Source organism: Corynebacterium sp. HMSC074C03 (assembly GCF_001838285.1).
GTDB classification, from domain to species: Bacteria; Actinomycetota; Actinomycetes; order Mycobacteriales; family Mycobacteriaceae; genus Corynebacterium; species Corynebacterium amycolatum.
On record NZ_KV836189.1, the window covers coordinates 1 to 15,287 of the forward strand.

Below are 15,287 nucleotides of genomic sequence, written 5' to 3' on the forward strand. Positions count from 1 at the left end.
GTCTTGGGCTTTCTGCAGATGTTCCATTGCGCGGTAAGCGCCGGTTAGCGTTGCGGTATCCAAACACTGCTGAATCGCTGCCTGCGCTGCCTGTAGACGCTGGAAAGCTGCTTGGCTAGTCAGCTGTGCAAGCGCGTTGTTAATCAGCCCCAGCTCTGCCATACCCAGCGGGTGGGCACTGTAGCCGTTGCTGTTGCTAATGCGCCGCCATACCCGCGTGCCTGTGCTGTGCTGCTTTTCCTGCAGGCGTTGACCAAACTGCACCATATCCACACGTTCCGAGGCGCTACCCGTGTTGATGTGTTCCTCAGCGCATTCCAGCAATACGAGGTACGCCGGGCGATACAGACGCGGGAAATCAGTGGCCGTTACGCCGCGTCGGGCGGTGGCATACTGCACCATCTCAGCGGTGGAGGATACGAGTAGGGCTAGTGCGTCTACAGCGAGTGTTTCCCACGCGCTAGGCATGCTGCGCCGTACTTGGTTACGATATGGGTAACAGTTGTTTTGAATTTCCCTGCGTTCGCCCGGCGCGGGGTTTTTCTTTGTGTCCACGGTTAGAACCCCCCGAAATCCGTGCTCTGGGATTGAGCAAGGGAATCCAGTTCATCGAGGTTCACGCGCAAGGTACGCGGGGTGAGTTTGTAACCGGTGATTGTTCCGGCGTTAATCATGCGCCGGATAGTTTTGGTGGATACTCCCCAGTGTTCCGCCGCCTGTTTTACGGTGGCCGGGCGGGTACATGGCTTTGAGTGGGTTACAGGATTCGACATTGCCGTCGCTCTTTCTGCGCCCATTTTGGGCACGCAAAAGCGCAACTCACACTCCATACGGAATCTAAGTTGCGGAATGAGCGTCAACGGCAAATGCCATTGCCGAGCAGTGCGTCACCGCTCTGCCATCGGAGGGGTATTTGAATCTCCCTGTCCACAGGTTAGCACAACAGCCCTATTGAGCCTGCGAGTACGCCGCAATAGCCCTCTGCAACTGAGACGCGTCAACCTCTAAACTCCCCTGTGGAGGCTTCGCCGTTTCGCGAATCACCGCGCGGTCTACATCGTTGTTTATAAGCCGTTCAAGCGTCTGCGCCACAAGGTCAGCCCGGTATCTCCCCGCCCCAGGAATCTGCACCATAAAGGCCATATCCATTTGCCCCACGATTTTTAGCGCCTCATCGTCGCGGTACGCGTTACCCTGCTCCAGATAATCGTGCTTCTTCACTGCCTCCGTGGTGTCCAGCGTGTTCTTGCCTTCACGGGCAACACGTTTCCCGAGCGCTTCAGACTTCACTTCTTTAATCGAATCTGCCCACACCCATTTGCGACTAGGGGCAAAGTGAATACAGCCCGCAATGTGCCGCCGCTTTAGCTCTTCTCTATCGTCGCGTACATACACGTGCCAGCATTTTCCATCGTTGCTACCCATTACTCTCCTGCCTTATGGGTGGGGCTAATACTTGCGTCTACAACGTCCATAAGCTCCGTTGTCCGTTCAGCACGCACCTGCATGTAAATCTTCATGATTGTGTCAAGATCGTTGTCTCCCAGAATCTTGGCAATCTCTTTTACGTGCGCTCCCTTTTCCGCTAGCCGGGTTACCAACCAGCGCCGCCCCGAGTGCGGTTTAATCCGCTCAGACACGCCCGCCCGCTTAGTGGTGCGGTCTAGTACCGACCTGTAGGACGTATCCATCAACATCGCCCCCTTATCGGTTGTGGTCAACAGCCGCGCCGGGCGGGTACCTCCCCCGAGGTCTGCAGCAAGGTTCACTGATACAGGGGCGGTAGCAAGGTGGTTAGCCATGTGTTCCCACAGCACCGGCACCATTGACGGCATAAAAGGAACCTCCCTGTTACCCGCCTGGCTCTTAGGCTTTTGAAGCAACATGTGCGTGCTACCCCCGTCCGGTGTAATCCGTTGGGCATTCTGTCTAACCCGAATCGAGTACCGAGGGGCATACGGCATGGGGGTATCGGAAATAACGTCGTCTATCTCCAGGGCGATTGCCTCCCCGAGACGCAACCCGTGGAACAAGCACAGCACGGTCAACAGCTTGTACGACGGCTTCATTGCGTCCACTACCGCGTGTAGCTCTTCCGTCTTTGGCAGATACGGCAATTCCCGCTCTACACGCCGCCTAGCCGCCGCTATCTCTACCGGGTTACGGTCTATCAACTCACGCCGCACCGCTTCATCACACGCCGCGTTAAGCCGCACATATGCCTTGTGGTTAGTTTCCGGGGTGTCATAAGCACGGGTGATACCGGCCCACCACGAATAAATGTCAGCTTTGGTTAGTTTCACAAGGGGAATATCAGCAAGCCGTGTAACGTCCGGGTCTTTGTCGCCGGGTGGCCGGGGGTCAGTAATGCGGTTGCGGACGGTACGCCGATAAGTCTGCAGCGTGGACGCGCGGACTGTAAGGCCGTCGTGATACTGCTCTAGCCAAGCTTTGACTGTGAGGGCGTGGCGCTGCTTCTCTAGCTCCTTTTCCGCCGCGCGACGCTCTGGCGGTGTCCATTCGCCAAAGGTGATTAACTTCTCTTCCGCATTTAGCCAGCCCTGTGCCAGCCCCCGAGTCTTAAAAGTCCCGGGTGCCTTGAAGTTGGCTCCCGCGTACCTGTAGCGCGCTTGGTACCTGCCAGAATTGAGCTTACGAATATTGCCGAATGTCATGCCGCCCCGCCGCCTTTCGTGCCAAATTCGTGCCAAATTTTTCTGAAACGTGCCAAATTTGTGCCACTTCAAAGCCTACCCGTGCCCACACCTGGCGTTCTACAGAAACCCAAAAACGCGCTACTATCAGGGCAGATACAAGAAAACCCCCGGTCAAACGACCGAGGGAATTTTCTACTTGTGGAGCTAACGGGACTCGAACCCGTGACCCCCACACTGCCAGTGTGGTGCGCTACCAGCTGCGCCATAGCCCCAGAATCAACATCGAAGTGGCTTTCACCCTCCGCTGTGGACTCCTCAAAGGCTACATGGCACTGTCATGTATCACCAAATCCGCATGTAGAACACTCTTTTACGCATTCGCCGAGTGCTCCAGAGCGGATCTGCCGAACATGAACTGAAGATGAATCGTGTGAGCGTGCACGGAACCTAGCGCAGGGCCACCTTGACCCACTGCCCCAGTCCGCCATCACCGGAAATGTTCTCCAGAATATCCTTGCCATCGACAAAGACGTGCGGCGAGGAAACCTTGCCCAAGCGCTTCTCAAGGTCATCGAAGTTGGCATTCGCGCTTGCCTTGGCCTCGGTGGTGTCGATGCCGGAGCGGACTTCGCTGACAATTTCGTCGGCGACACCGAGCTGCTCCAGGCGGTCAGCCAGCTCGTCATTGCTCCACGTGACGGAGTTCTGCTGGTCAGCCATCACCATTGTGCGGAAGTTCCAATATGCGCGAGCATCCCCGGTCTCAGCAATCTTGCGGGCAGTCGCGTAGACGCGAGTGGAGTGACCGTCACGCTGCTCCTTCTCCTCACCATCCAGGAAGTTCAGCGTGCGGTATTCAGCGACTAGCTTGCCGTCGTTTAGTGCCTTGAGCTCATCATCGTGGCCCTCTTCGCTCATCTGAGCACAGTAGTGGCACGAGAAGTCCTCAAAAATCGTGGCTGTTTTAGCCCCTTCGGCGCCGTCCTTGCTTAGTCGGATGACATCGCCGTCGAGTGCGACAGAGAAGTCGACGTCCTCATCTGGCAGCCCCTCAATCGGCTGCGACCGGCCGATGTAGATAACGCCACCAATAACAACTGCAACGACAGCAAGAAGAGCAATCAGGCCGACGACGAAGCCACTGCCCTTTTCATTTGGATTCTTAATCTTCTGACTCACACCGCTTACGATAGCGGTGTTTTCTTGCCAATGACACAATTGCGCCTGAGAAAACGGAAATGGTTACTAGGTCCCATCACTAGCCCCATCACTAGGCCCATCGCCTTGACCCCAGCCCCCCTGTCCCTTCCCTCAGACTTCAACCTCTAGCCAGCGGGCTAGGCGTAGATGGCAAACTTCTTCCACGGCCATACGTACACAAATACAGCCAAGGCCAGAAAACCTATATCTCGGGCGATTTCCGTCAGATACGTAGCGGGGCCAGCGTTCTCGTCGTAGCCACCGCCACCAAAACAACCGCAGTCAATTTGCAGGCCGCGCGCCCACGCCGAGATAATGCCGCCGATGAACGCCAGTAGGAGCAACCCCGACAGCACTGCTACCGGACGCAGGAAAAGCCCCAATACCAGTAAGAGTCCGAGGATGACTTCGAAGGCGGGCAGCGCAACCGCTACCATCGGCACCAAATCACTCGGCAGCAGCTCATAAGCTTGCACTGCCTGACGCGATTCCAGCGGGTTCAGCAGTTTGATTAGACCCGAGTACAACCAAACTGCAGCCAGGCCGAATCGTGCCACCACGCCTACGAAATTCTTCATGCATAGAAATATTAGTACAGGCTAACTGTTTACAGCTAGCCCAACGGATACCGTTTACCCGTTCAGAACCGCCGAGACCACGTCCTGTGCCTCAGCCTGAACCTGTGCCAGGTGATCCGCGCCCTTGAAAGACTCCGCGTAGATCTTGTACTTATCTTCAGTGCCCGACGGACGCGCCGCGAACCATGCGTTTTCCGTAACCACCTTGAGGCCACCAATCGCAGCGCCGTTGCCCGGCGCTTCGGTCAGTTTGGCTGTGATGGTCTCCCCTGCCAGGGTGTCGGCCTTGACCTGCTCCGGTGAGAGCTTCTTCAGGATTGCTTTCTGCTCACGGGTTGCGTCCGCATCGGTGCGGGCGTAAGCCGGGGCACCGTACTTATCGGCGAGCTCTGCGTAGAGTTGCGATGGAGTCTTCTCGGTCACGGCCTTGATCTCGCTGGCCAGGAGGTCCAGGATGATGCCGTCCTTGTCGGTAGACCACACAGTACCGTCGTGACGCAGGAACGATGCACCAGCGGATTCTTCACCACCGAAACCGATGGTGCCGCCGAGCAGACCCGGGACGAACCACTTGAAGCCGACTGGAACTTCCACGAGCTTGCGGCCCAAATTGGCAACGACGCGGTCGATCATCGACGAAGACACCAACGTCTTACCGACCGCGGTCTCCTGCGACCAGCCCGGACGGTGTGCGAAGAGGTAGTCAATGGCAACGGCCAGGTAGTGGTTCGGGTTCATCAGACCCGCGTCCGGTGTCACAATTCCGTGGCGGTCCGAGTCCGCGTCATTACCGGTGGAGATGTCGAACTTATCGCGGTTACCAATCAGGGACGCCATCGCATTCGGCGAGGAACAGTCCATACGAATCTTGCCGTCTGTATCCAGCGTCATAAAACGCCAGGTCGCATCAACCAGCGGATTGACCACAGTCAGGTTTAGGTTATGCGCATCGCCAATTGCGCCCCAGTAATCCACCGACGCACCACCCATTGGGTCGGCGCCGATACGCACGCCGGCATCACGAATCGCGTCGAGGTTGACAACATTTGGCAGGTCCGACACGTACGCATTGAGGTAGTCGTGCTTTACGACGAGATCTCCTGCCTTATCCACCAGCTGGCGCTTAACCCCATCCAGGCCCTTAGCCAGGTATTCATTGGCACGAGCTGCAATCCAGTCCGTTGCATCTGCATCCGCCGGACCACCGGTCGGCGGGTTGTACTTAAAACCACCATCCCGTGGCGGATTGTGGGAAGGGGTAATCACGATGCCGTCGGCACGCGCGGAGCTACTACCCGACGGACCGCCCTCCACGTCGCGGTTATACGTCAGAATCGCGTGACTGACGGCCGGGGTCGGCGTGTAGCGATCCTGAGCGTCAACCATCACGGTAATGCCGTTGGCCGTGAGCACCTCGAGGGCGGAAATCATTGCCGGCTCGGACAGGCCGTGGGTATCGCGGCCGACGTACAGTGGCCCTTCAATGCCCTGGCCCTTGCGGTAATCCACGATGGCCTGAGTAGTGGCGTGAATGTGGTCTTCGTTGAAAGCGCCGTCGAGGGAGGAACCGCGGTGACCGGAAGTACCGAAGACGACCTTCTGGTCGGGGTTATTCGGGTCCGGGTGCTTCGTGTAGTAGGCAGTGACCAGTTCCGCGACATCGATAAGGTCGGATGGCTGGGCCAATTGCCCGGCGCGCTCATGAGCCATTGTGGGTATCCTCCTGCTGAATCGGCGAACTGCGCAACCACCGATTTCACCGCCGACCAGCCGGCCGGAATGGGGAAACCGAACTGAGATGCGCTTCCTCCTCTCCAGTGTCCCCGTTTTAGGGACAGCGCGCATGGCAAGAACCACTCGGTAAGGCAAACTCGCCCCTGCAATAGGGTGCAGTAGGTAGATTGTCGCGCGCCGACGGGAACACCTTTTCGTGAAAGATCCCGAATTGTCGGCGCCTACCTCCCCTTTTAACCACTGTGCTAGCGTTTTCACCGTGAATGAGGAATGTGCTAGCGTTTTCACCGTGAATGAGGAATCTGTCGCTGCGAAACTGCCATCAGCAGGACGAGCGCAGGTTCTCATGGCTCTGTCCGTGGCCGGCGGCGCCGCTATTGGCGCAGTAAGTCGCTTTCTGCTCGGAGCGGCAATCGATGCGATTGTGAGTTCGGGAATTAGCGCAGTTTCGATCACTGTCGTCAACTTGTTGGGCTGCTTTCTCTTCGGTCTGGTCAGCAGTATCGCGTTTACTAATCCTCGGCTTTCCGTTTTCTGCGGTACTGGCTTTTGTGGCGGTTTCACCACTTTCTCCGCATTTGTCATTCTTTTGTTGGCGCAGGCGGACACGTCAGTCGTGCTGATTGTGAGCGTTGGACTTATTCACCTGCTGTGCTGCCCTCTCGCCTACTGGCTGGGCACCAAGTGCTCACGGGAGGTCGCGGAATGACCGGCGATCTCCTCAGTTCTTTTCCCTCGGCGCTCTCTGCCATCCTCGCTATCGCAGTTGGCGCCGCGGTAGGTGGAGCGCTGCGCTATGCGCTGGCCGAGCTTGCGGTGAAGTGGGCTGATTCCAAACTGCCCGGAACGTGGACCGCGAATATGATTGCCTGCTTCGTCGCCGGTGTCGCTGCTGTGGTGTGGTCGCGAGGAACGTCGATAAGCAATGGCATGACACCTGCCCTAGCCTATGCGACGGTAATGATTGGTTTCGCCGGCGGCCTGTCGACGTGGTCCACACTCGCCGGAGAGATCACACGCCTTAAAAACCAACACTTTTGGAGGGCATGTGGGTATGTTGCTCTCACACTGATTGGCGGAATGATTTTTGCTTTCGCCGGAATGCGTTTACCCCCACTTGTGGCGAATTAGTAGCACAATAATCATTTTCTGAGAATTTAATGATCGGGTTTAGGCTTTCTACCAGTAAAGTTCCACAGCATGGAAAGCTTCAGCGATTTTGCCTCAGCGGCGGATAGTTTTATTTGGAGTCCGTACCTCCTCATCCCCGCGCTGATCGGCACCGGAATCATCTTGACCATTCGCCTGGGCGCAATTCACCTGGTCAAACTCGGCCCGGCACTGCGCCTCGGACTCATCGACCGTAACGACGACGACGCCGAGGGAGATATCACCAACTACCAGGCGCTGGCGACGGCTCTCGCGGCAACTGTCGGTGTCGGCAACATTGTCGGTGTCGCTACCGCAATTGGCTTAGGTGGACCCGGTGCGCTGTTCTGGATGTGGGTAACCGGCCTGCTAGGTATGGCATCGAAGTACTCCGAGGCATTCCTGGGCGTAAAGTACCGCCAGACCGATGCAGCTGGCGAACAGTCCGGCGGTCCACAGTACTACCTGCGCAAGGCCATCCCGAATGGTTTTGGTAAGACGTTGGGCATTCTCTTCGCCGTCTTCGCTGCGCTGGCGGCGTTTGGTATCGGCAACCTGACCCAGGGCAATGCCGTGGCCTCGAACCTGGAAAACAGCTTCGACATCGATCCGACGCTCTCCGGCATGATTATGTTCATCCTGGTAGGTGCAGCTCTAATGGGTGGCATTAAGTCGATTGGCCGCATCACCGCCAGCTTTGTGCCGATGATGATTGTGCTCTACATCGGTGCGGCCGTGTGGGTGCTCGTCGCCAATGTCTCGGCGCTGCCCGAAACCTTCAAGCTCATCTTCACCGATGCTTTCACCGGCACCGCGGCCGTTGGTGGGTTCGCAGGCTCCACGCTCATTCTCGCCCTGCAGATGGGTGTTGCCCGCGGTCTGTTCTCCAACGAGTCGGGCCTGGGTTCCGGGGCTATCGCCGCTGCCGCCGCATCGACGACTCACCCAGTTCGTCAGGGTTTGGTCTCCATGACTCAGACCTTCATTGACACCATCATCGTCGTGTCCTTCACCGGCCTGGTTATCATCAGCACCGGTGTTTGGCAGGATGGCAACGTCGACATTGGTGCTCTGACCGCTGAGGCATTCTCCCGCGGTCTGCCGGGCCACTGGGGTGGCACCATCGTCACGCTGTCGGTTGTCTTCTTCGCATTCTCCACCATGCTGGGCTGGTCCTACTACGGTGAGCGCGCCTTCGAGTCCCTGGTCGGTCGCCGCGGCACCGGCCTCTACCGTGCAGTCTTCACCTGCGTGGTCTTCGTCGGCGCGGTAACTCAGCTGGAAACCGTCTGGTCCGTCGCCTCGGCCCTCAACGGCCTGATGGCGCTGCCGAACCTCATCGGTCTGATTGTCCTGTCCGGGCTCATCGCGCGTGAGACAAAGGCATACCTCGAATTTGACCCTCAACTTCGCGCAACGGCTGCGGAAATCGACAAGTGGCAGTCTCAGCAAGACTTCGAGGCTTTCAGCAAGAACTAACTGAAACTACCTGCTGCCCGTAAGGGCTACGGCAAAACTACGAGCAGGTCTGCGCGGTCTCCGGCTTTTCGATTGCCGCAAGCGCGTCGTCAAGCACAGAGACCTTTACCAACTTCATATCGCCTCGGTCGGCAGTCACAGCTTCTGCACAATTGCCTTCCGGCACGAAGAACATCTCGGCGCCCTCATCTCGGGCAGCCGAGATTTTGTGTGTAATGCCACCGATTTCGCCCACGTTGCCGGCAGCGTCAATAGTGCCAGTGCCAGCGAGGTGCTGCCCCTCGGTCAGATCGCCTGGACTCAGCTTGTCAATCACTCCAAGCGTCATCATGAGACCCGCCGACGGACCTCCAATGCCGCTGAGCTGGTACTCAACTTTGGTGTCGTCCGCGGATTGCGCCCCCATCCCAACGCCGAGCAGCGCGGCATTCTTTTGATGCGGGTTTTCCGCCAGTGTCACAGAAATATCAATGGCTTTCTCGGGGGCAGAGTCCTCGCCCTTAGCAGCCTTCTGCTTATCGACGGTCGCAGGCTTGACCCTCAACGTGACAGTATCGCCCGGGTTGCGTCCGGCAATAATCGCCTTGACTTGCTCGGGCTTGCTTACTGCCACCCCATCCACTGCGAGAATCACATCGTCTTCATGCAGTCGCCCATCGACGGGACTATCCGGCACTGTGTAGGCGACGGTGACTTCCATCGGCAACCCGAGATGTGCCAGTGCAGCGGAGGTGGCGTTGGCCTCCGACTCGGTGAATGCAGCCTTGTTCTCCTCTTCCACCTCGTCCTGGCTCTGGCCCGGAGGGAATACCGCCTCAATGGGGACGATATCGTTGTCACGATCGAACCACAGGCCAATGACCTGCGGCAATGTCAGGTTATGCCTGACTGCGACGGTTGTCATATCCAGCGTGCCCTTAGAGCGTTCGGAGTCCGCAGCACTGCCGCTGACTGAGATAATGCTCTTTCCCTCGACATCGCTGAGGACGTCGAAGACCGGGCCAGGCCCCTGCGCGGCATAGGGCACTGTCAGCGTTGGCAGCGAAAGCACAGTTGCCAACGCGGCGATGGGCACAGCGCCCGCAACAAGAGTTTGGGTACGACGATTCACAAATAACACCCTACATTCTCGCTATCTGCCTACTGGACACCTGATGAATCTTGTCCGTGTCTGTTCGCTGGGCGCGAAGTTGCCAATAAAGTGGTGCTTTTAAGTACTCACGCGGGTCATTGCCCGGTACGGTGGGAGCATGAGTTCTAACGGATTTGGCTTTGGTCCGAACGACAATGATGACGATCGTGACGACGCTGGCAACAATGACTCCGGCCAGGGCGGTCAGGGCGGCCAGGGCGGTCCTTTCGGTTTCTTCGGGTTTCCCTTCGGCGGCATGGGCGGCGCCGGTGGCTTCGGTTTCGGCGGCCCCGGGCAGCCCGGCAGCGGCGCCTCTGGCAAAGGAGAACAGCCGAACTTGGGCGATATTCTCAACCAGTTCGGCGAGATGTTCTCCGGCATGGGGCAGCGATTCCAGGAGTCTAACTCTGGCCCTGTCAACTACGACGCGGCCGAGCGCGTTGCGCGGACCCGTCTTGGTAACCCTGCTCCGGTGAAGGACTCGGCCCGCGAGGCGCTGACTGATTCCTTGCGCCTGGCCGAACTGTGGCTAGATGACGTCACCTCCCTTCCCGCTGGTGTCAACCGCGTAGAAGCGTGGAATAGCCTGCAGTGGTTGGAGAACACCAAGTCGACATGGACTCGCCTTGTCGATCCCGTCGCCAGCCGCATGAGTGATGCCTCCCTCGAGGGCGTTCCAGAAGAAGCTCGCGAGATGATGGGCCCGATGCTGGGCATCATGCGCCAGATGAACTCGATGAGTTTCGGTACTCAGCTAGGGAATGCGCTGGCTGAATTGGCACAGACGAGCCTGACTGGTTCTGACCTCGGGCTGCCGCTACACACCACTGGTGCGGCGGTACTGCTGCCAACGCATCTCGTTGCTCTCGCAGAGGAACTCGAGGTTCCAGCGCGCGATCTGTTTATTTACGCCACTGCCCGCGAAGCTGCGCACCAACGTCTTTACGACCGCGTGCCATGGCTGGCTGAACGCATGATTTCCTCTGTCGAGGAGTACGCCGCTGGCATCGTCATCGACTACTCCGCGATTGAAGAGGCCGCCCGCGGTCTGGATATTGAGAACATGCAGGATCCGCAGCGTATGCAGGAGGCTATGAGTCAGCTGCAAAATATGGATCTGAGCCCGAAGATTCGTTCTCGTAACGAGAATGCTCGTACTCGTTTCCAGACGCTGCTAGCACTGGTCGAAGGGTGGGTGGACATGGTTGTCACCGATGCCCTCGGTGAGCGTCTACCGGGTGCCGCACAATTGGATGAAGCCTGGCGTCGTCGCCGCGCCACCGAAGGTGCTGAGCAGGCGCTGGAGAAGGCCACCGGCATTGACCTCGGCTCCCCCAAGGTGCGTGAGGCAACCAACTTGTGGCACCGCCTGACCACCGCTGTGGGCATCGAGCGACGTGACAAGGTCTGGGATCACCCGGACTTCCTGCCCGTAGCAGAAGATTTGGATGAACCCGCGGCCTTTATTGACTCGGTTCTTGGTGGCTCGGACAACGATGACTTCGACCCGATCGCAGAGCTTGAAGAGCAGCTGCGCAAAGAAGCCGAAAAACGCGCGGCTGAGGGCAAGGACAGTGACACCGACGAGGACAATTCTGGCGACACCGATGACGATAAGTAGCTAGTTAGCTCTGGGTTCCCCAGCGCTGATACGCCTCTAAATAGCCCCGTGCCCGTTCGTGGTACGGGGCTTTTGCCGCCCAATACCAGAACTCTTCGGTATGACCCCCGTCGACGAAAGTGTGCACCAGTTCGTGCACAATGACATCGTCGAGGACGTACCCCGGGACGTCGGCAAGCCTGTGCGAAATGCGAATACGCCCCGGACTATCGACGCCGCCGGTGACCGATGCCCACCTGCGCGACATGTTCTTGACCCATTTGATTGACTCAAACCGCGGGCGATCTTCCAGCACCGTACGCGAGAGCAGCCGCGCGCGGCGCTCCAGCTCGGAATTATCCAGGTTGCTGCCAACTTTCTTCCGCACTCGCGCCACAATTTCATTGACCTGCTGTTTTTCCGCAGCGGCGCTGAGGTCGTCCGGAACCATGACAATGATCCGGTTTCCCTCCGCGCGGGCGGACACAGTACGGCGGCGGCGCTTCGAGCGCCGAACCTCAACATCCGGGCCGTACTCAGGTCGCTTGGTGCTCATGCTTTTTAAGCGTATATGCTCTGCGCTGCGATTGCGTAAAAGCTGGCCCCGGGGTAAAAGATATTTTTATGGGGGAATACAGGGATACGTCTCGGGGGCGGGATGGTACGGCTGGCGTAATAGGTTCGGACGCACCCGCAGCACAAACGCTTGCCGCGCCTACCACGGACTACGCGCTGCGGCCGGAGATACCGATTGTCATGCGCCCAGGCGCGCGGATTCAGTTCGGCGTGGAACCGGAGCGCAGCATGATTCTGCCGCTTTCCGACGGCACCCCGCCGGGGCCTGTCTTCTCGGCACTTCTTGCAGCTCATAGAGGTAGCACCTTAAGCGAGGCCTTTGCTGACAGTCACGACAAACTGTCACCGCAGTTCATTACCGCACTTATCTCCGACCTTCACCGAGCCGCACTGGTCCAAAAACCACCGACACGGCGGAGGATTACACTGATCGGTCGGGACAGTTTGCGCACTGGACTTTTAAAAGAGCTTCGTCGCACGGGTTGTGGTAGTTGGACGACGGCAATGTCGCCTACTCGCAATGCGACGCTGAAGATATCTCAATCCACGCCGGAAGACATCGGGCTCGCGGTGGTCACGGGCATGGAAGTACCGAGCATGCCCTTGGTTCGCGCTCTGTTTCATCGTGGAATTGAGCATCTGCACACGCATTTCCGCGATGGAGCACTGATTCTTGGGCCGCTTGTTCAGCCAGGTCAAGGGCCCTGCTCGATGTGTTTCGAAGCTTATCGACGAGACCGCGACCCCGTCCGGGCACTGATTGCGCTGCAGCTTCGCACTTTTACGCCCGTAACCGCACCGGAATGGCTGAACACAGCGGTGCCGCTGTTGGTTGGACAGCTGCGGCGACCGGACCTCTCAGATCTATGTGCGACAGAGGTGCGCATAGATCTGGAAAGCCTCGATATCACCCGCACTACGGTTGCTCCCCACCCGCAGTGCCCAGTGTGTGGTCATGGCAACTCGCAGATGCAGTTCATGTAATTCGAAGTGCCTTGAGCAGAATCTGACTAGGAATTCACAAAAGAATTGACGATTCCCAAGATGCCTTCGCCGAAATGATTGAGCTTCGCTTCTCCAATTCCGGGAATCTGCAGAAGTTCCTCCGGCGTAGTCGGTTGCTGCTCACCGATGGCCAGAAGGGTCGCATCGGAGAAGATCACGAATGCGGGGACAGTCATTTCTCTCGACATTTCCAGGCGCCATGCACGCAATGCTTCCAGTAGCGCAGGATCCGCACTGACCGGGCACTCTTCACAGCGCCCTGAGATCCGCTCCGCATCGGTGTGCAATGGCTTAGTGCAGCCCTTGCACTGTTTGGACTGCTGACGCTTACCACGGGAACTAGAGCTCCTTGAGCTTCGCTGTGCCTCCGCCGAGTAGTCAGAGACATCAATGTCGAGTTCATCGAGGAATCGTGTGCGGCGACGTGACCTGCGGCCGCCTTCTGTCCTCGACAATGACCAAGATAGCTCCAGATGTTCACGGGCTCGAGTAATGCCGACATAGAACAGACGGCGCTCTTCCTCGATGGCTTCCTCTCCCTGTGCAGGAGATCGGTCGAATTTATTCAGCGAATGTTGGATAGGCAGCGAACCGTCGGTAAGCCCAACAAGGAACACCGCATCCCACTCCAGCCCCTTGGCTGCATGCAGGCTAGCCAACGTCACGCCATCCAGCGTCGGCGGATGCTTGGCCTGCTGCCGAGTGTGCAATTGACCGAGGAGCGCCTGGATATTGACCTCGATGTTGGCATGAACGATGTCCTTACACAGGTCGAATAGGGCGCGCAGTGACTGCCAACGTTCCCTGGCACCAGTGCCTTCCGGCTCTTGGTCAGTCATGCCAAGACCCGCGAAAACCTGCTTGACCAAATCCAACAGATTCGTGCCCTGCAATGTCGGAACAGTCCGTGAGGAACGGGAAACTCGCACAAGTGCTGCGATGGCATCGCGAATCTCGGGACGCTGGTAGAAACCGTCCCCGCCACGAACCTGGTAGGCGACTCCTACCTCGGACAAAGCCTGCTCAAAAACTGCGGACTGTGCGTTAATCCGGTACAAAACGGCAATCTCCGATGCCGGCGTACCCGCGTCGATAAGTCGCTTGATGCTGCGCGCGGTCGCGCGAGCTTCCATCGGCTCATCGTCGTACTGATTGAAAGTCGGCTCCGGGCCGTCTTCACGCTGCCCAATCAGCTTCAGCCGCGAGCCGGCGATACGTCCCTGCGCACGGCCGATGACATTGTTGGCCAGCTCGACGACCTGTGGGGTCGATCGGTAGTCCCGCTGCAGGCGGACCACTGTGGCTTCCGGGTAGTCCCGAGAGAAGTTCATCAGGTATTGCGGAGTCGCGCCTGTGAAAGAGTAAATCGTCTGGTTGGCGTCCCCGACAACTGTCAGGTTGTCACGGTCTCCCAGCCAGGCGTTGAGAACTCGCTGCTGTAACGGGGTGACATCCTGGTACTCATCGACGACGAAGCACCGATACTGGTTGCGGAATTCCTCCGCCACTGCACGGGAATTCTCCATCGCACCGGCGGTGTGAATGAGTAGGTCGTCGAAGTCGAGCAATAGCCCGTCAGGGGTGGTTTTTATGTCCTCGTAAGCGCGATAGCAATCGACAATTTTCTCCGCAGACAGAGGCGCCGTGCGCCCATGCTCCCGCAGCGCGGCTTGGTACTGATCCGCACCGGCCAGAGTGGCCTTAGCCCACTCAATCTCGCCCATGACATCTCGGATTGTTTCCTTAGAGATGTCCAAGCCCACTCGACGTACTGCTTGGGCGACAACACGGAATTTCTTGTCATCCAACAGCTGCCAGGGCATATCACCGGCGACTTGGGGCCAGAAGTAGCGCAGCTGGCGAAGTGATGCCGAGTGGAAAGTGCGCGCCTGGACTCCAGGCGTTCCCATCTTTGCCAGGCGGTCGCGCATCTCCCCTGCGGCACGCGAGGTAAATGTCACCGCTAATACCTTTTGCGGCTGCACAAACCCCTGGTCAATGAGGTACTTGATGCGATGAGTAATTGTTCGGGTCTTACCTGTACCGGCTCCGGCAAGAATGCACACCGGCCCCATCGGAGCCGTGGCTGCCTCGAGCTGATCTGGATCCAGCCCAGCTAGATATTCCGGCTCGTTCACATCCGCCTCTGAGTAAGTCAAAAGTTGTTAGACCCCATT

At 58.1% G+C, this 15,287-nt stretch carries 15 protein-coding genes and 1 tRNA gene; 5 read left to right on the forward strand and 11 right to left on the reverse strand.

Annotated features, from left to right (window positions below):
• The 8 genes from HMPREF2847_RS00160 to pgm form a co-directional block, all read right to left on the reverse strand.
• Positions 1 to 468, reverse strand: a 468-nt coding sequence (locus HMPREF2847_RS00160; protein ID WP_141765037.1) for a hypothetical protein, incomplete at its 3' end; no start/stop codon positions are given.
• Between the two features lie 89 nt (positions 469 to 557).
• Positions 558 to 830, reverse strand: a complete 273-nt coding sequence (locus HMPREF2847_RS11850) for a helix-turn-helix domain-containing protein (RefSeq protein WP_336620226.1) — start codon at positions 828 to 830, stop codon at positions 558 to 560.
• Between the two features lie 118 nt (positions 831 to 948).
• Positions 949 to 1,425, reverse strand: coding sequence for a hypothetical protein (locus HMPREF2847_RS00165; RefSeq protein ID WP_070851101.1), 477 nt, complete (start codon positions 1,423 to 1,425; stop codon positions 949 to 951).
• On the reverse strand, positions 1,425 to 2,675 hold the full coding sequence (locus HMPREF2847_RS00170; RefSeq protein WP_070851102.1) for a tyrosine-type recombinase/integrase: 1,251 nt from the start codon (positions 2,673 to 2,675) through the stop codon (positions 1,425 to 1,427). Before HMPREF2847_RS00170 ends, HMPREF2847_RS00165 begins: the two co-directional genes overlap by 1 nt.
• A 181-nt stretch (positions 2,676 to 2,856) precedes the next feature.
• A tRNA-Ala gene (locus HMPREF2847_RS00175) sits at positions 2,857 to 2,929 on the reverse strand.
• Between the two features lie 175 nt (positions 2,930 to 3,104).
• Complete coding sequence (locus HMPREF2847_RS00180; RefSeq protein WP_070851104.1) at positions 3,105 to 3,836, reverse strand: DsbA family protein; 732 nt, start codon at positions 3,834 to 3,836, stop codon at positions 3,105 to 3,107.
• Positions 3,837 to 3,994: 158 nt separating this feature from the next.
• A complete protein-coding gene (locus HMPREF2847_RS00185; protein WP_070833890.1) occupies positions 3,995 to 4,435 on the reverse strand; it encodes a MauE/DoxX family redox-associated membrane protein in 441 nt (146 codons plus the stop codon).
• 54 nt (positions 4,436 to 4,489) lie between these two features.
• A complete protein-coding gene (pgm, locus tag HMPREF2847_RS00190) occupies positions 4,490 to 6,145 on the reverse strand; it encodes a phosphoglucomutase (alpha-D-glucose-1,6-bisphosphate-dependent) (RefSeq protein ID WP_070601171.1) in 1,656 nt (551 codons plus the stop codon).
• A 313-nt stretch (positions 6,146 to 6,458) separates the two neighbouring features.
• Between pgm and HMPREF2847_RS00195 the strand changes: the two genes are divergently transcribed.
• The 3 genes from HMPREF2847_RS00195 to HMPREF2847_RS00205 all read left to right on the forward strand — a co-directional run bounded on the left by HMPREF2847_RS00195 (position 6,459) and on the right by HMPREF2847_RS00205 (position 8,797).
• Positions 6,459 to 6,878, forward strand: coding sequence for a fluoride efflux transporter FluC (locus HMPREF2847_RS00195; protein ID WP_246821875.1), 420 nt, complete (start codon positions 6,459 to 6,461; stop codon positions 6,876 to 6,878).
• Entirely contained in the window at positions 6,875 to 7,300 is a 426-nt protein-coding gene (locus HMPREF2847_RS00200) for a fluoride efflux transporter FluC (RefSeq protein ID WP_070851106.1), read from the forward strand. The genes HMPREF2847_RS00195 and HMPREF2847_RS00200 overlap by 4 nt, the downstream gene beginning before the upstream one ends.
• Before the next feature lie 69 nt (positions 7,301 to 7,369).
• On the forward strand, positions 7,370 to 8,797 hold the full coding sequence (locus tag HMPREF2847_RS00205; RefSeq protein WP_070851107.1) for an alanine/glycine:cation symporter family protein: 1,428 nt from the start codon (positions 7,370 to 7,372) through the stop codon (positions 8,795 to 8,797).
• Positions 8,798 to 8,834: 37 nt separating this feature from the next.
• On the opposite strand, the gene HMPREF2847_RS00210 is transcribed toward HMPREF2847_RS00205, so the two are convergent.
• Positions 8,835 to 9,908 carry a YlbL family protein gene (locus tag HMPREF2847_RS00210; RefSeq protein ID WP_070851108.1) on the reverse strand — a complete coding sequence of 358 codons (1,074 nt, stop codon included), beginning with the start codon at positions 9,906 to 9,908 and terminating at the stop codon, positions 8,835 to 8,837.
• A 139-nt stretch (positions 9,909 to 10,047) separates the two neighbouring features.
• Between HMPREF2847_RS00210 and HMPREF2847_RS00215 the strand changes: the two genes are divergently transcribed.
• Positions 10,048 to 11,550: a zinc-dependent metalloprotease gene (locus tag HMPREF2847_RS00215; protein ID WP_070601180.1), complete on the forward strand. Its 1,503-nt coding sequence runs from the start codon at positions 10,048 to 10,050 to the stop codon at positions 11,548 to 11,550.
• A gap of 4 nt (positions 11,551 to 11,554) precedes the next feature.
• Here HMPREF2847_RS00215 and HMPREF2847_RS00220 read toward each other — a convergent pair whose 3' ends face one another.
• Positions 11,555 to 12,085: a YgjP-like metallopeptidase domain-containing protein gene (locus HMPREF2847_RS00220; RefSeq protein ID WP_016422236.1), complete on the reverse strand. Its 531-nt coding sequence runs from the start codon at positions 12,083 to 12,085 to the stop codon at positions 11,555 to 11,557.
• 68 nt (positions 12,086 to 12,153) lie between these two features.
• Between HMPREF2847_RS00220 and HMPREF2847_RS00225 the strand changes: the two genes are divergently transcribed.
• The gene (locus HMPREF2847_RS00225; protein ID WP_242458713.1) at positions 12,154 to 13,089 is read left to right on the forward strand and encodes a TOMM precursor leader peptide-binding protein; all 936 of its coding nucleotides are present in this window, start codon (positions 12,154 to 12,156) and stop codon (positions 13,087 to 13,089) included.
• A gap of 26 nt (positions 13,090 to 13,115) precedes the next feature.
• Here the strand turns inward: HMPREF2847_RS00225 and HMPREF2847_RS00230 are convergent, their stop codons facing one another.
• On the reverse strand, positions 13,116 to 15,185 hold the full coding sequence (locus HMPREF2847_RS00230; protein WP_070851220.1) for an ATP-dependent DNA helicase UvrD2: 2,070 nt from the start codon (positions 15,183 to 15,185) through the stop codon (positions 13,116 to 13,118).
• Between the last annotated feature and the right edge of the window lie 102 nt (positions 15,186 to 15,287).